We start from the raw sequence: 26,094 nt of genomic DNA on the forward strand, positions 1-26,094 counted from the left end.
CTCACCCGTCCGCCGCTAATCCACCCCGAAGGGTTTCATCGCTCGACTTGCATGTGTTAGGCACGCCGCCAGCGTTCGTCCTGAGCCAGGATCAAACTCTCAATTTAAAAGTTTAATCTTTTCGCTCATCGCGTTTCTTAACATTAACTGTTAAGTAATTGACTGGTTTCTATTCTCTGTTCAATTTTCAAAGACCCTGCTTTGTTAAGCAACTTCTATATAATAACATTTTCATTTGCCTTTGTCAACAATGTTTTGAAATGTTATTAATATATTGTTACCCACTTGTGTTGTCTACTATTTATTTTAGCTACGAATGTTATCTTATCACGGCTTGACTTATATACTATTACTATTTAATGCCATTAAACCAGACTAAAACACATCATCCTTTATTACTCGACCATATCCTCAGTATCTCACATATTGATACGCCAGATAAAGTTTACACATAGAAAAAGTACGACATTTTAAGATAATGTTGAACCTCCCGTATGGGCTTTGCATAATTAATGAAACATCTCAGCAAACTGAGATGTGCTAATTTATAACGAAATCATAGATTTCTATAAATTATGCAACCGTTCATTTTGCTAAGAGTGGCTAATATTTATAAATTCAAAATACCTAAGCCTTCTAAACTCGCTGTCGTTCATACAGTAGGAGGCTCTATACGGTATTTTAAATTTATAAATAAAGCCCCTCTAAAGCTCATTCAATGCTTTCTACGATGCAAATCCCATACTATATGTTCAACATTAAAAATATCACCTACACCCACTGAATTTCTAAAATATTTTAGGACAGCAACCCTTGAGGTTACAAGAATTTATACGAAATAGATGAAAAAATTTAATTTATAAGTTAAAAATATGTGAGTATGATAAAAGATTCTTAATAAAAAATTGTATGATTAATATTTCCCGACCTATCGGTCTGCGGGCTTATCAGCCCTTTGATAAGTGTAAATTTAAATGTAACTTTCGCCAAAGCGAAATTCCTTCCTTCAGCAGTGCGCATGAAGACATTTTTAATGTTAAATTTAGTATGGATTCTGTATTGTAGAAAGCATTGAATAAGCAATTAGAAGCTCTTTATCTCTCAATTTAAAGCACCGTTAAGAATTTTCTACTGTTTGAACGGTAGTGAGTTTAGAAAATTTAGGTGCTTTAAATTCATAAATATTAGAGCTCCTTTGCGCAGCGAACCGCTTTCTTAAATACAGAACCCATACGGGAGATTCAACATTAAATAATGTCATAATATCCTTTTATGACGAATGTTTTATATCCCAAGTAATCTTATAACTCCCTTCGTGTTTTCCTTCAACCTTTACTTTATAAGTAGAATCCTTCTCTATTTTAATTGTTTTATTAATTGACTCCTTAGGATTTTCAACCTTAAATAGCTCATTATCATTTTTGTCAACTAAAGTTATTTTTAAAGTTCCTTCTTTTGTAATTACTTCAACATTTAAATTTAATTCATCTCCCTTTTTAAGTTTAATTGAGTTAAACTTGTGTCCATCAAAACTTGAATATGACATCTCCATACTATTGTTGGTATTATTTTCAATAGAATTTATACATTTATAACTTCCACCAGAACATCCTACTAAAAATAATATTATCAATGTGTTTATTAATATCATAGCTTTACTTTTGAATTTTTTAAGCATCTCTTATATCTCCCCCATGTATTTTTAATATACATTGCTATACTTACGTCACATAAATCAAATCTTATCTAAAATCTAATTTTCTTCTTGCTTACAAAGAATCATAGCAAATATATACATATAAAGCCCTATAGATATAGTTATAAAATCTTTAGCTGCATATACTATGATATTAGTATCAGGTATTATCTTTAAAGCACTTCCTATTAAACTTGTTATCACAACAATTCCCGCTAACTTCCAAAAATATTTCTTTCCTATCTCCCTTCCTTTACTCAATGCCTCTTCTGCACTTACATCATGATATATTAAATAGGCTTCACAAGGAATTACTGTTACTATTACATATACAAGAAGAATCACCACTGCTATTATGAAGAAAGGAATCATTATACTAAAAATTGCCAGAAATGCTATTCCTATAATTAGTGCACCAATTATAATAGTTAATGTCAAATATCTTAGATAAAATTGAAGGCTCTCATCAAAAGCTTCCCTGTAATTTACTTCTTCATCTCTTACTATCATTTTTATAACTAAGTATAAAAACGAATAAACTAAAGGTACTACAATAATGGAAATTATGATTAAAAATAAATTACTTATCACTAGAGCCTTAACATTTGCACCTGAAATATTTCTTAGTAGCGTTTCTCCCCCTGTTATCATGTCGTATTTGTCCAAGGTTACATTACTATCAGTAAACTTAAAACTAGAAATTTGAAATAGCAGCTTTACTAAAATAAAGGGTAATAACATCCTAAAACCTTCCCTATATTTTCCCCAAGCTTCCTTATACATTTACACCCATCCCATCCATAATATTATACACTATTATTTTATCACAATATTCATACTATTACCATTTAGTAAAACTTGTTCCTGTTTTTATGACGCCATACCATTCACTCTTATTCTTCTTTTATCGAATTACAAACGGAATTTTTTCTTAAAAGATAATTGCTTTTTAAATAAGTCTTTACAATGAATTCTTGTATATTTTTCGTATGATTACAGAAAATACTTTTATGGGAAAAAGATTTGTAATTTATGGTTTGTTAGGTTTTTGTATAGAGGTTCTTTGGACAGGGCTTGGCTCTCTTTTTCATGGGGATATAAAACTTACAGGCTTCACATATATATGGATGTTTCCGATATATGGCCTTGCAGTATTTTTAGAGCCAGTTCACAATAGGATAAGACATCTTCCCTTTTATCTAAGAGGAGGGATTTATACAGTATTTATATTTATAGTGGAATTTTCAACTGGAATGATATTACGAAAGGTTTTAGGTGTTTGTCCTTGGAATTATACAACACAACCTCTATCCATATGTGGTTTAATAACACTAAGTTATGCGCCTGCATGGTTTATTGCTGGTCTCTTATTTGAAAAGGTGTACGATACTTTAATAAGAATTGAACAAAATTTAGCGTAAATGTATTAAAGATTTCTTTTAACTAGTTTTCTTTAATAACAAGTTTTAGCTTCCTATCACCTTTTATCTAAACCATACAAAAACAAGGTATACTAATTTACAATTAGCATACCTTGCTTTTTATTATGTTGCTATATTAAGCCTTCTAACTATTTTAACTCCAAGTATTCCTCCAACAGTTAGCGCAGGTAAGAATATCCATCCTGATAAGGACATATTAGCTATTGCAGAATACAATGCTCCTATATTACATCCTGATGCAAGTCTAGCACCGTATCCCATTAGTAATCCACCAATTGCATAAAATGCTACATCTCTAAAATTAAAAGCTCTCTTAAAGGAGAAGTGTCCTGCAAGTAATGGAGATATTAATGCACCTACTATTATTCCTAGGTTTCTCATAGAACCTGGATCGTTCATAAATCCTGCATTAATAGTCTTCATCTTATCAGCAAAATATCCCCAGTTTGATACATCAACTAGTCCTACTGCCTGATACATCCAAGCTCCCCACTCTACAAATGTAGAAGTTACTCCCCAGCTCTTACCTGATGTAAGTAAAACTACCTCAAACATAACTGTTAAAAGCACTGCTCCAGTATAGAATGACCATCTTTTTACAAAGAATTTGTGATAAGTTTCTGCACTAAAGAACTTGTACTCTGCTGGTTCTGGTAATTCTTTTTCCCACTCAGCATACTCTAGTGAAATAAAAGTATTTTCTCTTTTTCTCTTACTTTCATACCATTTAGAAAAAACATAAATTGCTAAAAGTCCTAATAATGAAATTAAAATTGCTCCCATAAATCCAAAAGTATCTGGAAGGTAAACCTTTTTACCTGCTGTAAAGAATATAGTGTTTTTCCACCAATCCATGTCATGAGCTCCCCATAGTGATCCTGTTACAAAGAAGAATAGTACAATTATTGCTCTTCCTTCACCTTCACCTACGTCTGTAAGTGTTCCTGAAGCACATCCACCACCAAGCATCATACCTATACCAAATAGTATTCCGCCTAATACTAGTCCAAGATTAATAGGGTAAACATTTTGAGTTCCTGGTATTATCTTTGCTCCTTTAGCTGCTCTAAAAGCCGCTTCTGCTCCACCAGCAAACGCTCCATAGTGTATTGCTGCTGTAATTATAAGTGAAATTGCAAGTAAGAACATTAATGCCTTTGTTAAACTTGATTCTCCAGTTACATATAATCTTCTGATACCTCCTGCAAATCCGAATCTTGATCTTTGCATTAAGTACCCAATTGATAGTCCTGTGATTAAAAATAATCCTAATTTAGGGTTCTTTGCGGATAGAGCTGCAGCAAATGCAATCATTGCTATTAAGACTATAAATCCAGCAACCACTTGGCCCTTATTAATATTTACTAATTGTTTTGACCTTTGAGATGTTTTCAGGTCATGATTAGTATTTAAATTATTCATGATGAACCTCCTTTAATATTGCTTTTGAATAAATATTATTTTTATAATGACGTATAACTGTTAACTTACATAGTTTTCCTTGAACCATTACACTTTAATATAGATGGAGCATAAACTTTAGCTCCACCTATATTTTTGTTTTAATTATAGGAAATTGTAATCTGTAACTATTTTCTCTCTACCAGTTGTTTGATCGTTGAAGTATTCAAAGAAGGATATTCCCATAAATCCACCATATATATTGTAAATATTATCAAATCCTAACTGCTGAAGAGCTACTATTGCATTATAGCTTCTCTGAGCACTTCTACAGTGTAAGTATACTGGCTCATCCTTAGGTATTTCATTTATTCTTTCTCTTAATTCACTAAGTGGTATGTTTTTAGCTCCTTTTATGTGGCTTAACTCATACTCTGGTTTTTCTCTTACATCTATTATACAAGCACCTTTTTCAACAAGTTCTCTTACTAAGCTATCTGGAACCTGCTTAAATACTCCATTTAATAAGTTTGAACCAACGTATCCTGCAAAGTTAACTACATCTTTAGCAGTTCCAAATGGTGGAGCATAGCATAGCTCTAAGTCTCTTAAATCATTTATCTTTGCGCCAAACTTAATAGCTGTAGCAATTACATCCATTCTCTTATCAACGTTTCCTCTGCCAATTGCTTGAGCACCTAATATTTTTCCAGTTGGTATTTCAAATAATAATTTGAAGTGAAGTGGTTCACATCCTGGCATTAAGCCAACCTTATCTCCTGGAATTACTTTAACTACTTCATATTTAATGTTTAAATTTAAATTCTTTATCATTTCTTCATTTAATCCAGTTGCAGCTGCATTGTAGTCAAAACATTTTACTACGGATGAGCCAATGTATCCTGTGTTTGATACAAGCATTCCATGAATGTGGTCAGCAACTTGTCTTGCCTGCTTTTGAGCTGGGCCTGCTAATGCTAATTTAGTTTGAACTCCTGCCAATGCATGATATACTTCAATAGCATCCCCAACAGCATATATATCCTTATCATTAGTTCTGTAGTTTTGGTCTACTTTTATTGCTCCTGTTTCTCCAAGTTCAAGTCCTACCTTAACTGCAAGGTCTGTTTCTGGAGCTACACCAATTGCCATAACAACTGTTTCTGCTTCTATCTTATTTCCAGATTCTAATACTACGGTATCTTTTTCAAAGGAACTTACTTTATCGTTAACTATTAGTTTTACACCCTTGTCATGCATTTCTTTGTGAAGTATTTGAGCCATATCATAGTCAAGTATTTTCATTATATGAGATGCAGCTTCTACTAAAGTTACATTGTATCCTGCTTCTCTTAAATTTTCAGCAACCTCAACTCCAATAAATCCTGCTCCAATTACTGCTACACTTTTGCTTCCAGTGTTTTTTACAAATCTATTTAGCTTGTCTATATCCACAACATTTCTTACTGTGAATAAGTTTACATTTTCAATTCCCTTTATTGGTGGAACTACTGCCTTTGCACCTGGGGATAATATTAGCTTGTCATAATCTTCAGTATATGTTTCTCCAGTTAATACATTTTTAACTGTAACTTCTTTCTTTTCTCTGTTGATGTCTACTACTTCATTGTGTACCCTAGCATCTATATTATACTGTGCTAAGAATTTACTTGGATGCATTAAAACTAGATCTTCGGACTTTTCTACTGTTCCACTTAAATGATATGGTAAGCAACAATTTGAAAAGGATACATGTGGGTCTCTTTCAAACATTATTATTTTATCATTTTCTCCAAGTCTTCTAAGTCTTGCTGCTGTAGATGCTCCACCTGCAACTCCACCTACTATTAAAAATTTTCTACTCATATGTGTTTCCCTCCATATTTTATGTTAATTTTTATACTATTTAATTTGTTTTAGCACTTTGTCTAGTAATATTCCTATAGTTTGTTAATTTTATCTCAAACTACATGTTAATTATAATACAATATTATAGGTTTTTATAATAAATAAGCGTTATACACCATAACAGTTCTTTATATATTAAACTTATGTAACAATTTCTTAAGCGAAAAAATAAGTATACCCTATAGAGATAGACTTTCTTATTATCTATTCTATAGGGCATTCTTTGTATACTCTATACTTTTTATAAAAATTTCAGTTCTTAATCTTGACAATTGATAATGTCTAATATTTCTTCTCTTACCTCCATATACTTAGGTGTATATCTTGGACTTTCATGATTTTCACCTGAAATGTGATAAGTGAAATCTGTATTAAATTCCTTTATGATTTTACCTGGCCTACTTGACATTACAATAATTCTAGTGCCAAGTGCTAATGCTTCATCAACATCATGTGTAATAAGAAACACTGTATTTTCCGTTTTAGTCCAGACCTTTCTTATTAACGTTTGCATATTTTGTCTTGTTAAGGCATCTAATGCTCCAAATGGTTCATCCATTAAAATCATTTTTGGCTTATTTACTAAAACCCTTGCAAGAGAAGCTCTTTGCTTCATGCCCCCAGAAAGTTCATAGGGCCTATGCTTTTCAAAGCCCTTGAGTCCTACAAGTTCTAAGTATTTATTTGTTAATTCCTCAATATCATTTTTAGGTAACTTTCTCATTTTCAGACCAAAAGCAACATTATCACGAACATTTAACCATGGATATAAGGTAGGACTTTGAAAAACAACCCCTCTATGCCAGTCTGGTCCATTAATAGGTTCATTATCCATTTTAGCTTCACCATCTGATGGTTTAAGAAAGCCTGCAATAATCTTTAATAATGTACTCTTACCACAACCTGATGGACCAAGTACACATATGAACTCACCATTCTTAATGCCTAAATTTATGTCTCTAAGAGCAGTAACTTCGTCTTTTTCACCAGAATACCTTAAATTTATATCTTTTAATGTTATAACATAATCTGTTCTATCTTTTAATAATTGACTCATGCGATATTCTCCATTTCTATTGTACTGCTTTAAATTTTATTAAACTAATATAGGACTTTTAATACAATTTAACTATAAAAATTATTTTAAAGCATTTTCTATATATGTTGGATTTACAGCATTTTCAAAAGTAGATAATTTTGGTTCATCCATAAGGCTCTTTTGTTTATATAAGAAATCAGCTGTATCTTTTAATGAATTTACTAAATTACCTTTTTTAGCACTTGTTCCAAAGTATGCAGGATCCAATTGTTCCTCAGCAGTAAGCCAAATAGATCCTTTCATTTGCTTTAATGCCTCTTCTTCTGTAATGTTTAAAGCTTTTGCAATTGTTTTAACTGCTTCAGCTTGATTTTCATTATAAAGTTTAACAGCTTTATTTAGAGCTTTAATATATTTTGATACAATATCTGGATATTTTTGAGCAAATTCTCTTCTAACAACTTCTACATTAGATGTAACAACACCTTTTTCGGCCATATCCTTACTTGAAAGCAAGACCTTTCCGTCCTTTAAAAGATTAGAAAGTGTAGGTTCCCATGCATAAGCTGCGTCAATGTCACCTCTTTGCCATGCTGCGTATATTTCAGGCATTTGCATATCATATAATGTTACATCTTTTTGAGAAATACCATTTAACTCTAAAGCCTTTAACAAGCTATAATGTGTTGTTGTGGTAAATGGTGTAGCAATCTTTTTCCCTACGAGATCCTTTACGGAATTAATATTTGAATTGTTTCTAGCTACCAATCTTTCTGCATCTCCAAGAACTTCATGTATCCAAATCGTTTCTACATCAATACCACTTGCAATCCCTTGTGTTGCAGAAGCTGAACCAAGTAAAGCAAAGTCAATATCCTTTGAAACAAGTGCATTTCTTATATCTCCTGCTTCAAATTGAATAATATTAACTTTAACTCCAAGCTCTTCTTCAAAGAAACCCTTTGTTATAGCAATTTTCTCATCATTAGGCATTACTTGAGTACCTATATTTACAACCTTAGGTACATCTGTTGAGGCTTTATTATTTTCTGCAGTATCTGCAGTTTTTTTTGAAGTTCCGCATGCTGCAAATAATGCTGCTACTATAGTCACCGTTATGATATTTGCTAGTATTTTTTTTAGTTTCATAATTATCACTCCTAAATATACAATATTTTTATTCTTTGCCCTTCCAAGGAACAACCTTGTGTTCAATAAGTTGTATACTCCTATCTAACAAAATCCCTGTTATACCCATTATGATTATTCCTAAAAAAATTATATCACTTCTCAAATAACGACTGGCATCTAATACCATCCAACCTATCCCTGAGTTCGCTGCAACCATTTCAGCAGATACCAATGTGGTATAGGCAACACCTAAGGCTGTTCTAAGTCCAGTAAATATATCAGGCAAACATGCCGGAAATATTACATGAATAAATATTTGCAATTTATTGGCACCTACTGTGTAAGCACTATTTATATAATCTTCCTTTATTTTTATAACTGCTGATACGCAAGAAATGTAAATGGGTGCAAAGCAAGCTAAGAATAAAAGTGCAATCTTAGACTCATTTTCAATTCCTAACCATAAAACTAAAAGTGTATAATAAGCTAATGGTGGGAGTGGTCGATAAAATTCTATAATAGGTTCAAAAAGTGCTCTAATCTTTGAATTATAGCCACTTGCAAGTCCTAATGGAACTGCAATGATAGCAGCACAGACGAAAGCAACAATAAGTCTTTCCATACTTGCTCCTAAATGCTCTAGCAATGTATAATTCTTATATCCATTCTCCATAATATCAATGAAGGCTGTCCATACCGATTGTGGAGATGGTACTAATTTAGGGTCAACCCATTTAAGCGTTGTTGCTATAAACCATATTACTAAAATAACAAGTACTGTTCCAATAGATAATATCTTTTCATATATATTTTTTTTATTCACCATCATACCTCATTTCTTCTTAGGTTGTACCATAACGAAAGTATTAAAGCATTATAGTTCTATAAGAAAATTACAATTATACTTTAAATTTACATGTTCCTTGGATATGCAAGGCGCTGCCATTATAGCATAAAAGAAGTTAGATCTTTCTAACTCCTTTGCTATATAAAAATTATACAGTTAAAACACCTTGTTAACTTTATCTCAATCTCTTTATTAATTATAATATAGTGTTATATGTTTTTATAATAATTATTCGTTATGCTATATAAGAAATCCTTATATAGTGACTTTGTTTCGCAAAATACTTCTATGTTTTGTTTATTTTTATGTAAAGTAATGTTACAATATAATATACTCTAGTATATGAAAATTACTTTTAAACTTTTAGCGGGGTGAGATTATGAATCTTGAACATCTCCAAGCATTTTATCAAACTGTAAAATGTAATAGTATATCAAAAGCAGCTGAATCCCTTCATCTTACTCAACCAGGGCTTAGTATGCAGCTTAAAAATTTAGAAAAGGAATTTGGAGCAAAGCTTTTAACCAGAAGTAATAAAGGTGTTGAACTTACGGAAGAGGGCAAAGTTGTATTTAACTATGCTGATACCATTTTATCTATCAAGGGAAATATTGAAAGAGATCTTAAAAATTTGCAAGAGGATACACCTAAGCTTATGATTGCTTCTTGCAAAAGTGTAGGTGAGTATGCTGTTCCTTGCAGCATTTATACATTTAAAAAACTTCATAAAGAAGTAGATATAGATATGAAAGTTATAAACTCTACTGAAGTTGTACAAAAACTACAGGATCACACTATTAACATTGGAATTATTCAAGATGATCCAATGGCAGATGATATATCCATAAAAAAGATAATTTCAGATGAGCTTATTTTAGTTGGCAAAAGCGATATTTGTAAAAAAGCAATTTCCATAGAGGAGTTAAAAAAACTACCTTTAATTTTAAGAGAAAAGACTTCAAATGCTAGACATCTTATTGAAACAGCATTAAAAGAAAAGGGTGTTAGTATAAAAGATTTAAACGTAATTTATGACTTAAATTCTCCTGAAGCTATTAAATCTTCTATTTCTGCAGGAAATGGATTTTCTTTTTTACCAAGATTAATACTTCAAAAGGAATTAAAACAAGGCCTACTTCACTCAATCGATGTAGAAGGCATTAAAATTAATTTTGATTATAATATTGCTTTTAGAAAAAAGTATACCCTTACTAAATACGAGCAAAAATTTGTAGATTTTATTATTTCTAGCAAAAGAGGATTTTGTTAATATAGGAGGAATATACTTTCCTCCTATATTAAAAATTTAGTTATAATTTTAGTTCCTACCCAAGCTCCTAAGATCACAAAAATCCAAAAAAACCAAGCGTGTAGTGAAAAGGATGGAATTCCGCTAAAGAAACTTCCTATATTACATCCACCAGCAATTCTAGCACCATACCCCATCAGAATACCTCCAATAAGAGCAAATGCGACTTGCTTTTTATCCTTAACCTTTTTCCACTTAAATTGAGACGCTAATAGTGTAGCAATTAAAGAACCTACCACTACTGCAACATCTAAAATCACATACTTATTAATAAATATACTGTCACTTGCAATTATATCTCCATATTTACTGCTAAAATAATTAAAATAGTCCCATTTAAAAGGTTCTAATCCAAGCCATTGTAAAATTCCAGCACTCCACAGCATAAATCCACTAGTTACATGCCAAGTCATGCCACTTACAGCTAATAAAATTACATTTATTAATCCAAGCAATATTCCTCCAACCCAATAAGGCCAAGGCTTTTTTAACCACTTTACAATAGAATCCATTTTTCCCTCCTATGCTTTTATGGTTTTTGAATATACACTTCAAAATCTCCATCTTCCAGTTCAACAACTTTGACTGGATAATTATTTTGTTCTCCCCATTCTTCTACAATAACTCCAACACAACTTTGATCAGATTTTAAAACTAGAATATCTCCAGACTTCATTGTTCTTAGCTCTTTTATTGCTTTAATTAAAGGAACAGGACATGCTTCATATAAACAATCAAGTTCTTTTACTTCCATAATTAATTCCTCCAAAACTTATCTTTTACTGTTTCTTTCATATTTAGATGCAATTTTATATATAATCATTAAAATAATCATTTGTATTATAACAACAACTTTTAAATCCACATATTCTGGGAAGTAAATTATCTTGGTATTTTTAATAATATGCTCATACCAAAATGGATAATCACGAATTCCAAGAGTACTTCCAATGAAGAATCCTAATAAAACAATCCATTGTAGTGCATGACCTTCTCCAATTCTCATAAGTACTCCTGAAGCACATCCTCCTGCAATAGTCATTCCAATTCCAAATAAAAAAGCTCCAATCATGATATGAATTCCTGCTGAGCTTACAGAACCAGGAATATATGTATAATCAACAACATCACCTTTAAAATATAAATATTGAATTACCGCAAAACCTATAGTACTTACCATCATTCCAAGAAGCATTGCTTTTAATAATTTCACATTGCCAATTAATAAGGGATCTCTAATGGCTGCCGAAAAACAAAATCTAGAATATCTTAAAACAATTCCAATTGAAATACCTAAAATCCAATATGCAATATACTCATGGTTAAGTTTCCAAAGAATTATACAAGTAACTATTGCAATTATAAATATTATAATTGCATATGGGATCTGATTTTTTTTCTTATTACCTTTCCCTGTACGCTTTTGTATTAACATATCCATTTCATTTGTCAAAATATCAACCTTCTTTAATGTTATAATTTTAATAAATTCCATATCATACGCTATGTGAAAATACTAATGCAAATAATGACAGTTATCCATAAAGTTAAATAAGGAACTTTACATAGATAACTGTCATCATTTATAAAAACATTATTTAATACCCTTCATGTTTCCTTTAAGTGCCTTCACACGACCATTTACATAATTCATCAATTCGCGTTTATCATCCTTAACACTGTTAGGAGCATTGGACACTATATTAATAAGATCTAATCTATTCATCTTTACTTCTTCAGCAATTTTATAAGCTAAACATCTATTTTTTACCTTCCAATAGGTATTATTAAACTCTACCGCTTGTCTTATATTATAGTATCCTTTTTCTACACCAAATTCAAATAAATCTGCAGCTACTTCTAATTCCTCTAAATCTTCAACTTCTAAAGTTTCATTAATAAGATCTTGAAAGTTTTTCATTATAGCACCCTTTCCTTCATTTATGTAATAATATTTTGCACTTATGCTCCTTATAATATACTTAGTATATTATAATTACATAGTATAAACCTGAAAAAACCTGAAGACTTATCTTCAGGTTTTTATTATTTTAACAAATTAAAGTATTGTTATATTTTCAGCTTGAGGTCCTTTTGCTCCATCAACAACGTCAAAGGATACTTTCTGTCCTTCATCTAAAGTCTTGAATCCTTCTTTGTTGATTTGTGAAAAGTGAGCAAATACGTCATTTCCCTCTTCTGTAGTAATAAATCCAAATCCTTTTTCTCCATTAAACCATTTTACTGTACCAGTCATTATTTCTTACCTCCGAAACTTCTATTCCTTTAATTCTTTATAAAAAGTAAATTACAAACAATTTTTTTCATAAAAATGTTTATTTAGTAAATCATTACTTCTGAATTAAGGTTCTATATTAGTATATACCATATTTAAAATTTTTCAAGTGTTTTTTGATAAATATATTTATCAAACTACATATTTTATTTTTATAATTACTATATTAAGCTAAATTTCCATTATAATAGGTAAAATAATTGGTCTTCGTTTTGTTTTTTCATATAAAAATCTTTCTGTTGCACTTTTCATATTACCTTTTAATACATACCATTCAATAACTTTCTTTTCTAGGCAATCATCAAGCTCTTTTTTAACGATTTCCTTTACTTCATTAATTAAAGCTTCTGATTCTTTTGCATATACAAATCCCCTAGTTATTACATCTGGACCTGCTATTATACTATAACTTTCTCTTGCTAAAGTTACAACAATTGTAAGCATTCCATCCTCAGCTAAGTGCTTTCTATCTCTGAGAACTATATTTCCCACATCTCCCACTCCAAGCCCATCTACAAACACAGCGCCTGTGTGAACCCTTCCTGCTATTTTAGTTTCCTCATCTGATAGTTCCAAAACTTGACCTGTTTCCAAAGTAAATATTTTTTTCACATCCATACCTAGCTTTTGAGCTAGCTTTGCATGATGTTTTAAATGCCTATACTCGCCATGGACTGGCATAAAATACTTAGGGTGAACCAAAGTATGAATGAGTTTTAATTCCTCTTGATATGCATGCCCTGACACATGCACTTCTTCTAAGTCATCATAAATCACCTCTGCACCCTTCCTAAACAATTCATTAATTACTCTAGATATAAACTTTTCATTCCCTGGAATTGGAGATGCAGAAATAATAAATAAATCTTTTGGTTCAATTTTAATTTTTCTATGATTAGAAAAAGCTATTCTAGCCAAGGCTGCCATAGATTCTCCTTGACTTCCTGTAGTTATTATAGTTATCTTTTCATTCGTATAATTTTTAATTTCATCTAAAGTTATCAGAGTGCCCTCTGGAATATGTAAATACCCAAGTTCCATGGCTACCTTTGATACATTCTCCATGCTTCTTCCACTGAAAGCTACTTTTCTTCCATATGCAACAGATGCATCTACTATTTGTTGCATTCTATGAATATTTGAGGCAAAGGTTGCAACTATCACTCTTCCTTCAGCATTTACAAAAACTCTATTAAAGGTTTCCCCTATGGACTTTTCTGAAATTGTATGGCCAATACGCTCTACATTTGTACTATCTGCCATTAAAAGAAGTACTCCTTCTTTTCCTAAAGTTGAAATGCGCTCTAAGTCCATTACTTTCCCATCAATAGGTGTGTAGTCTATTTTGAAATCACCAGTGTGCAATATTACCCCAATAGGTGTATGAATAGCAAGAGCACAGGAATCTGCTATACTATGAGTTACTCTTATAAATTCAACACTTAAATTTTCTAGCTTTACTACGTCCGAAGTATTTACTACGTTGAGTTCACAATCTGAAATCAACGCATGTTCTTCTAATTTAGTTCTAACCATACCTAATGTTAGCTTTGTGCCATAAATAGGTGCATTTAACTGCTTTAAAATGTAAGGTAGTGAACCTATATGATCCTCATGTCCATGAGTTATAAAAAATCCCTTTACCTTATCCTTATTATTTAATAAATAGGTTATATCCGGAATGACTAGATCAACACCATACATATCTTCATCTGGAAAAGCTATACCGCAATCTATAACAATAATTTCATCTTTATATTCTATGGCTGTTATATTTTTGCCTATTTCCCCAAGTCCCCCCAAGGGAATAACCCTTACACTATCTTCGTTTTTCACTTAATCACCTCATTACTTAAAAACTCACTTAATTTTAATGACTATGATCCCATTGATTAGCGCAAGTGGCTTTGTCATTAACTAACTCACCTTGTAAATATCTTTGCATAATATCGTCAATTTTCCCTGAAGCTCCACATACAACTCCTAATCCCTTTTCCTCTAAAGCATTGTATGCATTTTCTCCAATACCGCCTGTAATAACTACTGAAACTCCCTGATTTTCAAGAATATCTGCTAAACCCTCATGGTTATGCTGCAAACTTTCTGTGGAAATTTCTTTAGTTTGAACAATTTTATTCTCTCTGCCCTGCTCAATGTCTACAATAGCAAAGCATGAGCTTCTTCCAAAGTGCTGATTTATCATTTCTCCATCTTTGGGTAATGCTATTTTCATTTTATTTCACCTCATATTTAAAATTTATTTTCTAAATATAATTATTCTCATTTTTAAATATAATATTACATTATAAAAATAAAAAAAAAAAAATAAACCTTAAGATTTCTCTCAAGGTTTATTTTATAAACTTTTTGTATTATTGATAGAAATTTATAATTTTGTTATAAATCGTCACATCTCAATTTCTTGAGATATTCTTGTTTTATTTATTACATATTATAATATAGACTTTCTGAAGCATATATAGGATCGCAAGTTATATCTACTCCAAGTTTTCTAAAGGTTTGTTCATCATTTCCACTTATAATTGCAGTTGAATGAGCTTGACATCCTTTAAGCATTGATAGTTTTTCCATAGCTACTTGAGCTGTTGGGTTTGTAACAGCACATATGCTAAGTGCCATTAATATTTCTTCAGAATCTAAAGATGTACTTCTATTTCCTAGTGTTTTTGATTTTAAATTTGTAATTGGTTCAAGCACAACTGGAGAAATAAGATGTATTTCATCAGATATATTTCCAAGATATTTAATAGCGTTTAAAACTACAGCAGCAGTTGCATCCATAAGCTCTGATCCCTTACCTGTAACTATTGTACCATCATTAAGTTCTAAAGCTACTACTGGACATACATCATTTTTATCAGCAGTTTCTTTTAACTTAGCAGAATACTCTCTTGATGGAATGACTACTTTTCTATCCTCTGGCTTTAAATTAACTTCTTCCATGATAAGCTTTATTCTTTCAAAGGTTTCCTTATCTAAGTAACCTTTTTTATATTCACAGCTTGTTTTGAAATATCTTCTAATTATTTCTTGTTTAGAAGCTTCTCTAACAACTTCATCATCAACTATACCAAAACCTACTCTATTAACTCCCATATCTGTTGGAGATTTGTATATAGATTCCTTACCAGTTATCTTTTCTATTATCTTTTTAAGAACTGGAAATAATTCAAGGTCACGATTATAATTTACAGACATCTCATTGTACGCTTCTAGATGGAAGGAATCTATCATATTCACATCCTTTAAGTCTACTGTTGCTGCTTCATAAGCTATATTTAAAGGATGTTTTAAAGGAACGTTCCACACTGGGAATGTTTCAAACTTTGAATAACCAGCAACCCTACCTCTTTTGTTTTCATGATAGAGCTGACTTAAACAAGTTCCAAGTTTTCCGCTTCCTGGTCCTGGTGCCGTTACAACAACTATAGGTTTTGACGTTTCAATATATGGATTTGCTCCATATCCTTCATCACTTACAATTGTGTCTACATCTGTAGGATATCCCTTAGTTGAAGCATGTTTATATACTTTTATTCCTCTACGTTCAAGTTTGTTTATGAATACAGTTGCTGCTGGCTGATTATCATATCTTGTTATTACAACACTATTTACATCAAGCTCATAGCCTCTAAGCTCATCAATAAGTCTTAAAACATCCATATCATAGGTGATACCAAAGTCTCCTCTTATCTTGTTTCTTTCAATATCTCCTGCATATACGCAAATAACTATTTCAGCTTTTTCTCTTAATTTATGTAATAATTTAATCTTTACATTTTCATCATATCCTGGTAAAACCCTTTTCGCATGAAAATCCTGTAAAAGCTTTCCACCAAATTCTAGGTATAACTTATCATAATTATTAACTCTTTCTAAGATGTATTTAGATTGTTCTTCTAAATATTTTTGGTTGTCAAATCCTATCTTCATTTTTCACGCCTCACTATCTATAATAATTATTTAGCTATTAATATAATTTAATAAACACTAACAACAAATACATATTTACGACATTTTATTATGACACATTTTTTTACTAAAGTAAAGAGGTATGATGTCAAAAAAAGAAGTTGAAAATGGCAATTCAAACCACCTCCAACTTCTTTTTTTATTTTTACTTAAAGATATCTCCACTTATAATTAATTTTTGAATTTCATTTGTGCCTTCATATATCTGAGTTATCTTTGCATCTCTCATCATTCTTTCTACGTGATATTCTCTCATAAATCCGTTTCCACCCATCATTTGAACGGCTTCAACAGTTACATGCATAGCAGCATTTGTACATGCAAGCTTTGCCTTTGCAGCTGAAACTGAATAAGGTTTTCCTTCATGTTTATCTATTGCCGCTTTATAGAGTAAGTATTTTGCTTGCTCTATTTCCAAAGCTAAATCAGCCATTTTAAACGCTAGTGCTTGATTTTTACATATTGGCTTTCCAAATTGAACTCTTTGTTTCATATATTCTTTTGCCATGTCAAAAGCACCTTCAGCTATTCCAAGTCCTTGTGCAGCTACTCCGATTCTTCCTCCATCAAGAGTTTTCATAGCAACTTTAAATCCTTGTCCCTCTACTCCTCCAAGTAAGTTTTCTACTGGAACTTTTACATTGTCAAATATAAGCTCTGTAACTTGTGCTGCTCTTATTCCACACTTATTTTCAAGTTTTCCTATAGAAAATCCTTCATAGCCCTTTTCAACTATAAACGCTGATAATCCTTTTACACCCTTAGTTCTGTCAGTCATAGCATATACTACAAAAACATCAGCTAAAGGGGCATTTGTTATAAAGCATTTTGAACCATTTAGAACATAATACTCTCCCTCTTTTACTGCAGTTGTAATAGTATTAGCAGCATCTGAACCCGCATTAGGTTCTGTAAGTCCAAAGGAACCTAATTTTTTACCTGAAAGCAAGTCTGGAAGATATTTTTTCTTTTGCTCTTCAGTACCACCGTTCATTATTGAACCGCAACATAAAGATGTAGTAACAGAATAAGAAATACCAAGTGATGCATCTATTTTTGAAATTTCTTCAACAGCCAATGCATAGGATAAATAATCTCCAGAAGCTCCACCATACTCTTCTGAATAAGGTAGACCTAAAAATCCCATTTGGCCTATCTTTTTATAAGCTTCTAATGGGAATTTACTATTCTCATCATTTTCTATTACCTGTGGCAATAGTTCCTTCTGTGCAAAATCTTTAGCTGTCTTTTGAATCATTAATTGGTTTTCATTTAGTTCAAAATTCATAAATATCTCCCCCTAGTTTCCTACAATTTCCAAATAGGTTATGTTAATATATATTCATACATATTGTTAATGATTACCATTATTCTGTAAATGGGTAACTTTTTCTATGATAGAATTTTAATTCCAGTGAAATTAGTGTATACTTATATACGAATTATGTATTAGAACGGAGTACATTATGTTATTGAAAGATAAATTTAAAGATATTTCAAATAATGCTCTATTATATTTATGTAGTATAGTTTTTTTCTATATTTCATCAGGAGCTTTTAGTATGCTTCAAGGCATATATATAAAAGAATTAAATTATGGAGAAAGTTATCTTGGCACCTTACTAAGTTTAAAAATACTAGCTACAGCAGTATTTTCTATACCATGTGCAGTATTTGTAAATAAACTAGGAAAGAAAAATGCCATGCTTTTAGCCTTTATTTTTGTACCTTTAATGAATATTTTTCAAGGATATTTTAATACTAAAGGTCTTATGCTTGTGTTTGCAATTATACAAGGTGGATTCACTTCCTTATTATTAGTTTCAGAAGGTCCCTTTTTTATGGAAAATAGCATAGAAAAGAATAGACTAAAATTATTTAGCATCTCTTTTGTCATAAATGTATTTTCTAATATGATTGGTTACTTTGTCTTTGGACAAGTATCTCATAAATTAGAACTTAAAATTAATTCCATAGAAGCTTTAAAGTATTCCATAATAATTTCAGGACTAATAGGATTTATAGCTTGTTTCTTTGTAATAAGAATTAAAACGTTACTTATTACTACTAAGGATACTAATGATTTAGATGTAAAAATCAAGGGAAGTTTAATTAAAGTTTATTTACATATATTAAAGCAAAAACAGCCTTCTCAATATGTCTTATATAATTTTATAATAGGTTTTGGCGCCGGTCTTGTAGTGCCTTACTTTAATCTTTACTTGAAATATAAAATAAATATCTCTACTGAAACCATAGGACTTATAATGGCTTTAGCTCAAGGTGCAATGGGAATAGGAGGACTTATTACTCCAATTATGGCTAAAAAGTATGGAAAAATAAATACTATAATCATTTGCCAAACTCTTTCAGTGCCATTTTTAATGCTTATAGCCTTACCACCATCAGTGATAATTGTGTCCATAGCATTATTTATGAGAAATGCACTTATGAATATGGCAGGCCCTATCATATCTAATCTAGCTATGGAAATGGTTGATAGCAATCATAGGCCTATATTTTCTAGTATAATAAATATTTCTGGAAACTTAAGTAGAGCTTTAAGCGCCATGTTAGCAGGATTTATAATGAACCATATGGTAAATGGTTATGAAATACCCTATTTTATAACTGCTTTTGTATATGTAGGAGGAACGGTTTATTTTTATAAATGCTTTAAAGGTGTAGATAAAAGAAGCAAGGAAGTTACTAGTGAGATTTAATTCATAGATTTACCCATCTTGTCCCTGGCATTTAAGTGAAGTTATTTGATAATACTATATTGAGATAATAAATTGCGAAAGAAGGTATATTAGTGGGAAGACTTACTTATGAAGACATAAAAAATAACGCAGAAATACAATCATACATACAATGGGCAGATCGTCTATTAGAAGTCTTGGGAATAACAAAACATGATACAGGTCATGTTACAAAAGTTGCAGATACAGCTTCTAAAATATTAAAGGAACTTGATTATGATGAAAGAACAATAGAACTTGCAAAAATTGCAGGATATATTCACGATATAGGGAATATGATAAACAGAGAAGAGCATGCTCAAACAGGAGCTGTTTTATGCTTTAATATTTTAACAAGACTTAATATGCCTCCTGATGAGATTGCCCTGGTGGTATCAGCTGTTGGAAATCACGATGAAGGCACTGGTTCTGCTGTTAATAGCATCTCCGCTGCATTAATCTTAGCTGATAAATGCGATGTACGTCGAAGCAGAGTTAGAAATATAGATTTTTCTACCTTTGATATACACGATAGAGTAAATTATGCAGTAGAATATTCAGAAGTTCGTGTTGACAAAGAAAATGGCTCTATACTCCTAGATTTAAAAATTGATACTACCATTGTTTCATTAATGGATTACTTTGAGATATTCTTAACTAGAATGACTATGTGCAGGAAAGCAGCAAACTTTTTAAGTTTGAAATTTGAACTTGTAATGAATGGAACAAAAATAATTTAAATAGAAGGTATTGAACTTTCAATACCTTTTACCTTTCTATTATTTCGCAGCAGCTTCTACTTGTAAATAACGAGCATAGTCTTCCTTCCAATTAGCATATTTCTCATCATTTCTATGATCTTCTAAATCATAATTCTCTTTTAAAAACTTTCCAAAGTGAGTTGAAACCTTATTAGAACCCCAAATATTCATGTGTCCTTCATTATACATATCTGTCTTAAAGTCAAAACCTATTTCATCAAATATGTTATTATAATTTATAAATGGAATATTATTTTCTTTTGCAATTTCTGCTACTGTATTAAACATCTGTGCAGGTTCTTTATGCCAGGTATCCATACTAGCTGTACTGGTATAATCATGTGGTGCATTTACAAATATTAGCTTAAAACCTTCCTTTTTAGATAAGTCTATAATTTTATATAAATATTCCTGGGTCTTAGGAGGTAGCTGTGTAGTTCTTGTTTCTTTAACATCTGACAAACTATCTTTTCCATATACCTCACGCCCAGCACCAAAACCTTTTTGATAGTATGTAGTGGAAGTATCATAATTAAAATCTTGTTTATCTAATTCTTTCCATCTATCATGATATTTAATAATTGGCAATAAATAACTTAGCCACTGATCTTTTGGTGTGCTGTTTACAACGGCTTCTATCTTATTCATAGAAAACTTCATATTGTCCAAAACATATCTAATATATCCTTCTTGCCCAAATTCTTCTGTTAAACCTAAATAATATAAGTCTACTACAACAATTGGATTTTTATGCTTTTTTAAAACCTCCTTAAGCAAATAATATGTAACATCTATGGGTTGTCCCCCAGTTCCATAGTTAAAACTAGTTATTCCATAATCATTCCACAGTACATTGGGATTAATGGACGAATTCATATGACTTGAACCCATTAAAACCACATCATATGTATCCCTATCTTCATATACTCCTTGAAATATTTTACCGCGATGACTTACTTTTAATACAAAAATGGAATTAAGTATAGAAATAATTATGGTTAATATAATTATAAAAACAGATCCTTTTAAAACTATCTTTTTAGTCATGGATATTCCTCCTAAAATTGAAAATAAATAAACTCTTGCTTACTATATCCCGGGCCATATACACCAAATATTAAAATAAAGATAATAGCCGTAAAATATATTGTCCATCTAAAACCTATATTTTGCTTTGAAAGCTCAATCCGAGCACTTTTAGTTCTTTGAATGTAATTTACAATTAAAACCATAATTATACCCAGCACTGCTACTTTAAAATCTTTTGAATCCAATCCTAACTTATAAATATCTCCTGAATAAAATATCCATGGATTGAAATAAAACATATTCTTAATTAACAATATTGCTCCAGAAAAGGAATTTGCTCTAAAAAATATCCACGCAAAATCAACTAATACAAAGTTTATTAATACTTGAAAAACCTTAAAGCTGAATACATCAGTTTTTATATTAAAAATATCTATGATTTTTTCTTTAGCTGGTTTTAAAATATTTCCTGCTACTTGATAAATACCATGTAGTCCTCCCCAAATCAAAAAGTTCATAGATGCTCCATGCCATAGCCCACTAACTAAAAACACAATCATTATATTAATATAATTTCTGAGCTTGCTGCACCTGTTTCCTCCCAGCGGAATATATAGATAATCTTTAAACCAACTGCTAAGACTGATATGCCAACGTCTCCAAAATTCTTTTATTGATCTCGAAAAGTAAGGTTGTTTAAAGTTTACCGATAGCCTAAATCCCATGATTTCAGCAGCACCTCTTGCGATATCTGAATAAGATGAAAAATCACAGTATATTTGAAATGCATAAAATACAGTGGCTATTATAATTTCCAATCCTCTATATTTATCAGGATTGTTGTATACTGTATTAACTAATATAGCTAATCTATCTGCAATGACTATCTTTTGAAAGAATCCCCACAGCATTAAAATCAAGCCATTTCTTACCCTATAATAATCAAATGAATGTTTCTCATCAAATTGATGTAATAAATTCTTTGACTTCTCTATAGGTCCTGCAAGCACTTGGGGAAAAAATGATACAAACAAGGCATATTTAACTAGATTTTTTTCTGCTTTAACATCTTTTCTATAAAGATCCATGGTATAACTAAGGGTTTGAAATGTATAAAAGGATATTCCTACTGGTAGCAAGTAATCAAATGATGGAATTGCAACTGTAATATCAACTAAGGCAAGTACCCTCTCTATGCTTGACATGAAAAAGTTATAGTACTTAAATAAAAACAAAATACCTAAATTACTTGCAAAACTCATTAAAACCCAAAATCTTTTAAGCTTAATTGATTTTTCTTCATTACTTATTTCACTTGCTTTTTCTATTAACAGCCCACTTAAATATGTAATTATAGTGGTTGTTCCAATTAAAATTGCATATTTAGGATTCCAACTCATATAAAAATAATAACTGCTTATAAGCATCCATACTTGACGTAATTTAAAAGGTATTAAAAAATATATAAGAACTACAATAGGAAAAAATAACAAAAACTGAATCGAATTAAATAACAAAACTATTATACCTCCTGAAATCATATTGATAAGTGCAATTTAACTACAACATTTTATAACTATGATCATTACGTAATATGGTTAACTTATCCATATACTTTCATATCAACGTATGTATTTTACCTTTTCATTGTTACAGCCTTGTTACAGATTTGCCTTATTTTAGTTTCTACGCAGAATTAAACATTTTTTTGCATAATTATTCTGATACTTACTATGAAAATGGTACTATACAATGCAGCATAAAGTTGTGGTAAAATATAACTAAGGCTTAAATGAAGGAGTGTTTTACATGAATTATAATCAAGAGCAAATTAAATATTATTTAAACAACATTTTAACTACCCCAAGTCCTAGTGGATATACAAAAAAAGTAATAAATTATATAAAAAAAGAATTAGATAGTATAGGTGTGTCTTATAAACTTACTAACAAGGGATGCATTTTAGTTACATTACCCGGCAAAGATAATCAAAATGGAAGAGTCTTATCTGCTCATATAGATACTTTAGGAGCCATGGTAAAAGGTATAAAATCTAATGGAACTTTATCCCTTGCTGCTATTGGAGGATATATGATGAACTCCATTGAAGGTGAAAATTGTATAATAGAAACTTTAGATGGTAAAGAATTTACTGGAACAATTCAAAGCATTAAACCTTCTGTACATATAAGCGGCGATGAAGCAAGAGAACTTAAAAGAACTGCAGAAAACATGGAAATTGTATTAGATGAGAAGGTGTTTTCTAAGGAAGATACCTTAAAACTTGGAATTGAGGTTGGAGATTTTGTCTCCTTTGATTCAAGAACTGTCTTTACTCAAAGTGGTTTTGTAAAAAGTAGACATCTAGATGATAAGGCAAGTGCTGCTATACTTTTATATGCAATAAAATACTTAGTGGAAAACAACATAGAACTCCCTTATACCACAAGCTTTTTTATTACAAATTACGAAGAAGTTGGCCATGGAGCTGCTGCTGCTATTCCTCACAACACCAAAGAATTTATAGCTGTGGACATGGGCGCACCAGGACTTGACCAAAACTCCTCTGAGTATGCAGTATGTATTTGTGCTAAGGATTCTTCTGGTCCATATGATTTAGAAATTCGTAAAAAACTCATAGATTTATGTAAGGAAAATAATATACCATATAAAATAGACATATATCCTTACTATGGCTCAGATGCTTCTTCTGCTTTGCGTGCTGGATGGGATATTAAGACTGGACTTATTGGAACAGGAGTCTTTGCATCCCACGGCTACGAGCGAACTCATATGGATGGAATTTTATCAACTTTGGATTTAGTAATTAACTATTGCCAAAGCGAATAATTGCTCTATATGATACTAAAGCTTTATCTAAAGTATGTAAATTTAGGCTATAAAGCCATTTATCCTTAAAAATATAGAGCTCCCATAATCTTTTTATGGAGCTCTATATTTCTAATTTAATAGATGTATAAATTTTTCTAAGTTTTCAGCAGTGAGAACTAAAACATCCCCTGCTTTTATAATTGATGAACCGTTTGGTATAATTATTTCATTCTTTCTTTTTATCATAACAATCAATATTTCATCAGGTATGTTAGAATCCACAATGGTCTTATTTACTAAGTGATTGTCTTCTTCTATAACATATTCCATTAATTGTGTGTGTATTTCATCTTGATAGTCATTAAAAGTTTTAAATACTGAAACTTCATCTTCTACTAAATCTAAACCTCTTGCCATCATTGGAATCATAGTTCCTTGAACAGCAACAGAAAGTAAAGCTATAATAAACACAGTATTAAATATTTCATTTGCAATAGGAAGTTTATTTGTTAAGGCATAAGTTGCAAACACAATAGATGCTGCTCCTCTAAGTCCAACCCAAGATACTAATGCTTGCTGCTTTAGTGGAGTTTTAAAAAAGCTTAGTATACTCATAACTGCAATAGGCCTTGCTACTAAGAGTAAAAATATAGCCACTGCCATTCCAGATACTAAAGCTGATGGTAACTGAGATGGGAAAACCAATAAGCCCAAGGTAAAGAATAAAACGATTTGCATGAGCCATGATACTGCATCAAAGAAATGAACCAAATTTCTCTTATATGGAATCTTGCTATTTCCCATAATAATTCCAATTATATAAACTGATAAAAATCCATTTCCACCAATCCATTCACTCATTGAATATCCAAGTATAGCTATAGATATGGAGAAAATAGGATATAATCCATCTATTTCAAATTTTATGTTCTTTAAAATAAATACAGAAATTATAGCAATAGTAAAACCAATTGCTAATCCGAAAATAACTTGACGACCTAGTAAACTTATTATTGATTGCTGCTGATTATTTGTTATCAAAGATACCATGACAACTGTTAACATATAAGATATAGGGTCATTACTTCCGCTTTCCATTTCAAGCATGGAAGCTAATCCCCCTTTTAAGTTTAATTTTTTTGATCTTAGAATAGAAAACACTGAAGCAGCATCTGTAGAAGAAACTATTGAACCTAGAAGCATTCCTTCTAGTAAAGTGACGTTTAAAATAAAATGTGCAAATAAGCCAACTAAAAATGCTGTCATTACAACTCCCAGTGTTGCTAAAAGTATTGCTTGAGGCGCTACAGATTTTGCCGACTTCCAGTTAACACCAAATCCGCCGTAAAACATTATAAATACAAGCCCTATATTGCATATTTGTTGAGCTAACATTGAATTATCAAAATATATTCCACCTATACCCTCTGAACCTAAAAGCATACCTAATGTTAAAAAAATCATTAGGGTAGGTATTCCAAATCGATATAACAATTTGCTAGAAAGTACACAAACCAGTAATATTATCCCTGACAATAACATTATTTGAACCATAAAATCATCCTTTCCTAAAAAATATTTACTGTGAGTAAATTGCATAATAATACCATTATAACACTGCACTGTATTATAATTATACATTATTTTTGCATAAATTAATTTAAAAAAC

Annotated in this window: 24 protein-coding genes and 1 rRNA gene; 5 read left to right on the top strand and 20 right to left on the bottom strand. The window is 31.0% G+C overall.

Annotation, left to right across the window (positions count from 1 at the left end; genetic code table 11):
* From CRN98_RS11730 to CRN98_RS11740, 3 genes are all read right to left on the bottom strand, one after another.
* Positions 1 to 107, bottom strand: a 16S ribosomal RNA gene (locus tag CRN98_RS11730); the annotation flags it as partial.
* A gap of 1,163 nt (positions 108 to 1,270) precedes the next feature.
* Positions 1,271 to 1,678 carry a hypothetical protein gene (locus CRN98_RS11735; RefSeq protein WP_097027618.1) on the bottom strand — a complete coding sequence of 136 codons (408 nt, stop codon included), beginning with the start codon at positions 1,676 to 1,678 and terminating at the stop codon, positions 1,271 to 1,273.
* Between the two features lie 75 nt (positions 1,679 to 1,753).
* Positions 1,754 to 2,479 carry a hypothetical protein gene (locus tag CRN98_RS11740; RefSeq protein ID WP_097027619.1) on the bottom strand — a complete coding sequence of 242 codons (726 nt, stop codon included), beginning with the start codon at positions 2,477 to 2,479 and terminating at the stop codon, positions 1,754 to 1,756.
* A gap of 206 nt (positions 2,480 to 2,685) precedes the next feature.
* Here CRN98_RS11740 and CRN98_RS11745 point away from each other — a divergent pair, with 206 nt between their 5' ends.
* Positions 2,686 to 3,117 (top strand): putative ABC transporter permease, encoded by a 432-nt coding sequence (locus tag CRN98_RS11745; RefSeq protein WP_423237099.1) that lies wholly within the window; start codon positions 2,686 to 2,688, stop codon positions 3,115 to 3,117.
* 123 nt (positions 3,118 to 3,240) lie between these two features.
* Here the strand turns inward: CRN98_RS11745 and CRN98_RS11750 are convergent, their stop codons facing one another.
* The 5 genes from CRN98_RS11750 to CRN98_RS11770 form a co-directional block, all read right to left on the bottom strand.
* Positions 3,241 to 4,497: a YeeE/YedE thiosulfate transporter family protein gene (locus CRN98_RS11750; protein WP_097027698.1), complete on the bottom strand. Its 1,257-nt coding sequence runs from the start codon at positions 4,495 to 4,497 to the stop codon at positions 3,241 to 3,243.
* A gap of 207 nt (positions 4,498 to 4,704) precedes the next feature.
* Complete coding sequence (locus tag CRN98_RS11755; RefSeq protein WP_097027621.1) at positions 4,705 to 6,405, bottom strand: FAD-dependent oxidoreductase; 1,701 nt, start codon at positions 6,403 to 6,405, stop codon at positions 4,705 to 4,707.
* A gap of 301 nt (positions 6,406 to 6,706) precedes the next feature.
* Positions 6,707 to 7,504, bottom strand: coding sequence for an ABC transporter ATP-binding protein (locus CRN98_RS11760; protein WP_097027622.1), 798 nt, complete (start codon positions 7,502 to 7,504; stop codon positions 6,707 to 6,709).
* An 81-nt stretch (positions 7,505 to 7,585) separates the two neighbouring features.
* Positions 7,586 to 8,635, bottom strand: a complete 1,050-nt coding sequence (locus CRN98_RS11765) for a taurine ABC transporter substrate-binding protein (RefSeq protein WP_097027623.1) — start codon at positions 8,633 to 8,635, stop codon at positions 7,586 to 7,588.
* A gap of 28 nt (positions 8,636 to 8,663) precedes the next feature.
* On the bottom strand, positions 8,664 to 9,440 hold the full coding sequence (locus CRN98_RS11770) for an ABC transporter permease (RefSeq protein WP_207653589.1): 777 nt from the start codon (positions 9,438 to 9,440) through the stop codon (positions 8,664 to 8,666).
* A 403-nt stretch (positions 9,441 to 9,843) separates the two neighbouring features.
* Between CRN98_RS11770 and CRN98_RS11775 the strand changes: the two genes are divergently transcribed.
* Positions 9,844 to 10,734 (top strand): LysR family transcriptional regulator, encoded by an 891-nt coding sequence (locus CRN98_RS11775; protein ID WP_097027625.1) that lies wholly within the window; start codon positions 9,844 to 9,846, stop codon positions 10,732 to 10,734.
* 23 nt (positions 10,735 to 10,757) lie between these two features.
* On the opposite strand, the gene CRN98_RS11780 is transcribed toward CRN98_RS11775, so the two are convergent.
* The 9 genes from CRN98_RS11780 to CRN98_RS11820 form a co-directional block, all read right to left on the bottom strand.
* Positions 10,758 to 11,285 (bottom strand): YeeE/YedE thiosulfate transporter family protein, encoded by a 528-nt coding sequence (locus CRN98_RS11780; protein ID WP_097027626.1) that lies wholly within the window; start codon positions 11,283 to 11,285, stop codon positions 10,758 to 10,760.
* Positions 11,286 to 11,302: 17 nt separating this feature from the next.
* Positions 11,303 to 11,527, bottom strand: coding sequence for a sulfurtransferase TusA family protein (locus tag CRN98_RS11785; protein ID WP_097027627.1), 225 nt, complete (start codon positions 11,525 to 11,527; stop codon positions 11,303 to 11,305).
* A gap of 18 nt (positions 11,528 to 11,545) precedes the next feature.
* On the bottom strand, positions 11,546 to 12,226 hold the full coding sequence (locus CRN98_RS11790; protein ID WP_097027628.1) for a YeeE/YedE thiosulfate transporter family protein: 681 nt from the start codon (positions 12,224 to 12,226) through the stop codon (positions 11,546 to 11,548).
* Positions 12,227 to 12,367: 141 nt separating this feature from the next.
* Positions 12,368 to 12,694 (bottom strand): hypothetical protein, encoded by a 327-nt coding sequence (locus CRN98_RS11795; RefSeq protein ID WP_097027629.1) that lies wholly within the window; start codon positions 12,692 to 12,694, stop codon positions 12,368 to 12,370.
* A 138-nt stretch (positions 12,695 to 12,832) separates the two neighbouring features.
* Complete coding sequence (locus CRN98_RS11800; protein WP_097027630.1) at positions 12,833 to 13,030, bottom strand: cold shock domain-containing protein; 198 nt, start codon at positions 13,028 to 13,030, stop codon at positions 12,833 to 12,835.
* 210 nt (positions 13,031 to 13,240) lie between these two features.
* Entirely contained in the window at positions 13,241 to 14,905 is a 1,665-nt protein-coding gene (locus CRN98_RS11805; RefSeq protein WP_097027631.1) for a ribonuclease J, read from the bottom strand.
* A gap of 34 nt (positions 14,906 to 14,939) precedes the next feature.
* Positions 14,940 to 15,302, bottom strand: a complete 363-nt coding sequence (locus tag CRN98_RS11810; protein ID WP_097027632.1) for a NifB/NifX family molybdenum-iron cluster-binding protein — start codon at positions 15,300 to 15,302, stop codon at positions 14,940 to 14,942.
* 212 nt (positions 15,303 to 15,514) lie between these two features.
* Entirely contained in the window at positions 15,515 to 17,023 is a 1,509-nt protein-coding gene (locus tag CRN98_RS11815; protein ID WP_097027633.1) for a DUF1846 domain-containing protein, read from the bottom strand.
* Positions 17,024 to 17,207: 184 nt separating this feature from the next.
* On the bottom strand, positions 17,208 to 18,350 hold the full coding sequence (locus CRN98_RS11820) for an acyl-CoA dehydrogenase family protein (protein ID WP_097027634.1): 1,143 nt from the start codon (positions 18,348 to 18,350) through the stop codon (positions 17,208 to 17,210).
* Between the two features lie 178 nt (positions 18,351 to 18,528).
* Between CRN98_RS11820 and CRN98_RS11825 the strand changes: the two genes are divergently transcribed.
* Positions 18,529 to 19,785: an MFS transporter gene (locus CRN98_RS11825; protein WP_097027635.1), complete on the top strand. Its 1,257-nt coding sequence runs from the start codon at positions 18,529 to 18,531 to the stop codon at positions 19,783 to 19,785.
* 92 nt (positions 19,786 to 19,877) lie between these two features.
* A complete protein-coding gene (locus tag CRN98_RS11830) occupies positions 19,878 to 20,543 on the top strand; it encodes an HD domain-containing protein (RefSeq protein ID WP_097027636.1) in 666 nt (221 codons plus the stop codon).
* 39 nt (positions 20,544 to 20,582) lie between these two features.
* Here the strand turns inward: CRN98_RS11830 and CRN98_RS11835 are convergent, their stop codons facing one another.
* Together CRN98_RS11835 and CRN98_RS11840 are read right to left on the bottom strand one after the other, a co-directional pair.
* On the bottom strand, positions 20,583 to 21,611 hold the full coding sequence (locus CRN98_RS11835) for a hypothetical protein (RefSeq protein ID WP_097027637.1): 1,029 nt from the start codon (positions 21,609 to 21,611) through the stop codon (positions 20,583 to 20,585).
* A gap of 11 nt (positions 21,612 to 21,622) precedes the next feature.
* Positions 21,623 to 23,110: an MBOAT family O-acyltransferase gene (locus CRN98_RS11840; RefSeq protein ID WP_097027638.1), complete on the bottom strand. Its 1,488-nt coding sequence runs from the start codon at positions 23,108 to 23,110 to the stop codon at positions 21,623 to 21,625.
* A gap of 292 nt (positions 23,111 to 23,402) precedes the next feature.
* Here CRN98_RS11840 and CRN98_RS11845 point away from each other — a divergent pair, with 292 nt between their 5' ends.
* Positions 23,403 to 24,443, top strand: coding sequence for a M42 family metallopeptidase (locus CRN98_RS11845; protein WP_097027639.1), 1,041 nt, complete (start codon positions 23,403 to 23,405; stop codon positions 24,441 to 24,443).
* 111 nt (positions 24,444 to 24,554) lie between these two features.
* Here CRN98_RS11845 and CRN98_RS11850 read toward each other — a convergent pair whose 3' ends face one another.
* Positions 24,555 to 25,979: a potassium/proton antiporter gene (locus CRN98_RS11850; RefSeq protein ID WP_097027640.1), complete on the bottom strand. Its 1,425-nt coding sequence runs from the start codon at positions 25,977 to 25,979 to the stop codon at positions 24,555 to 24,557.
* Positions 25,980 to 26,094 lie beyond the last annotated feature (115 nt).

The sequence above is a fragment of the Clostridium peptidivorans genome (assembly GCF_900205925.1).
Taxonomy (GTDB): Bacteria; Bacillota; Clostridia; order Clostridiales; family Clostridiaceae; genus Clostridium_AK; species Clostridium_AK peptidivorans.

Coding starts and splice junctions, on each gene's coding strand:
- CRN98_RS11800 (WP_097027630.1), bottom strand. CDS start 13,030: ATGACTGGTACAGTAAAATGGTTTAATGGAGAAAAAGGATTTGGATTT.
- CRN98_RS11845 (WP_097027639.1), top strand. CDS start 23,403: ATGAATTATAATCAAGAGCAAATTAAATATTATTTAAACAACATTTTA.
- CRN98_RS11780 (WP_097027626.1), bottom strand. CDS start 11,285: ATGGATTCTATTGTAAAGTGGTTAAAAAAGCCTTGGCCTTATTGGGTT.
- CRN98_RS11745 (WP_423237099.1), top strand. CDS start 2,686: ATGATTACAGAAAATACTTTTATGGGAAAAAGATTTGTAATTTATGGT.
- CRN98_RS11760 (WP_097027622.1), bottom strand. CDS start 7,504: ATGAGTCAATTATTAAAAGATAGAACAGATTATGTTATAACATTAAAA.
- CRN98_RS11815 (WP_097027633.1), bottom strand. CDS start 17,023: ATGAAGATAGGATTTGACAACCAAAAATATTTAGAAGAACAATCTAAA.
- CRN98_RS11755 (WP_097027621.1), bottom strand. CDS start 6,405: ATGAGTAGAAAATTTTTAATAGTAGGTGGAGTTGCAGGTGGAGCATCT.
- CRN98_RS11820 (WP_097027634.1), bottom strand. CDS start 18,350: ATGAATTTTGAACTAAATGAAAACCAATTAATGATTCAAAAGACAGCT.
- CRN98_RS11775 (WP_097027625.1), top strand. CDS start 9,844: ATGAATCTTGAACATCTCCAAGCATTTTATCAAACTGTAAAATGTAAT.
- CRN98_RS11850 (WP_097027640.1), bottom strand. CDS start 25,979: ATGGTTCAAATAATGTTATTGTCAGGGATAATATTACTGGTTTGTGTA.
- CRN98_RS11765 (WP_097027623.1), bottom strand. CDS start 8,635: ATGAAACTAAAAAAAATACTAGCAAATATCATAACGGTGACTATAGTA.
- CRN98_RS11785 (WP_097027627.1), bottom strand. CDS start 11,527: ATGGAAGTAAAAGAACTTGATTGTTTATATGAAGCATGTCCTGTTCCT.
- CRN98_RS11735 (WP_097027618.1), bottom strand. CDS start 1,678: ATGCTTAAAAAATTCAAAAGTAAAGCTATGATATTAATAAACACATTG.
- CRN98_RS11795 (WP_097027629.1), bottom strand. CDS start 12,694: ATGAAAAACTTTCAAGATCTTATTAATGAAACTTTAGAAGTTGAAGAT.
- CRN98_RS11810 (WP_097027632.1), bottom strand. CDS start 15,302: ATGAAAATAGCATTACCCAAAGATGGAGAAATGATAAATCAGCACTTT.
- CRN98_RS11740 (WP_097027619.1), bottom strand. CDS start 2,479: ATGTATAAGGAAGCTTGGGGAAAATATAGGGAAGGTTTTAGGATGTTA.
- CRN98_RS11825 (WP_097027635.1), top strand. CDS start 18,529: ATGTTATTGAAAGATAAATTTAAAGATATTTCAAATAATGCTCTATTA.
- CRN98_RS11835 (WP_097027637.1), bottom strand. CDS start 21,611: ATGACTAAAAAGATAGTTTTAAAAGGATCTGTTTTTATAATTATATTA.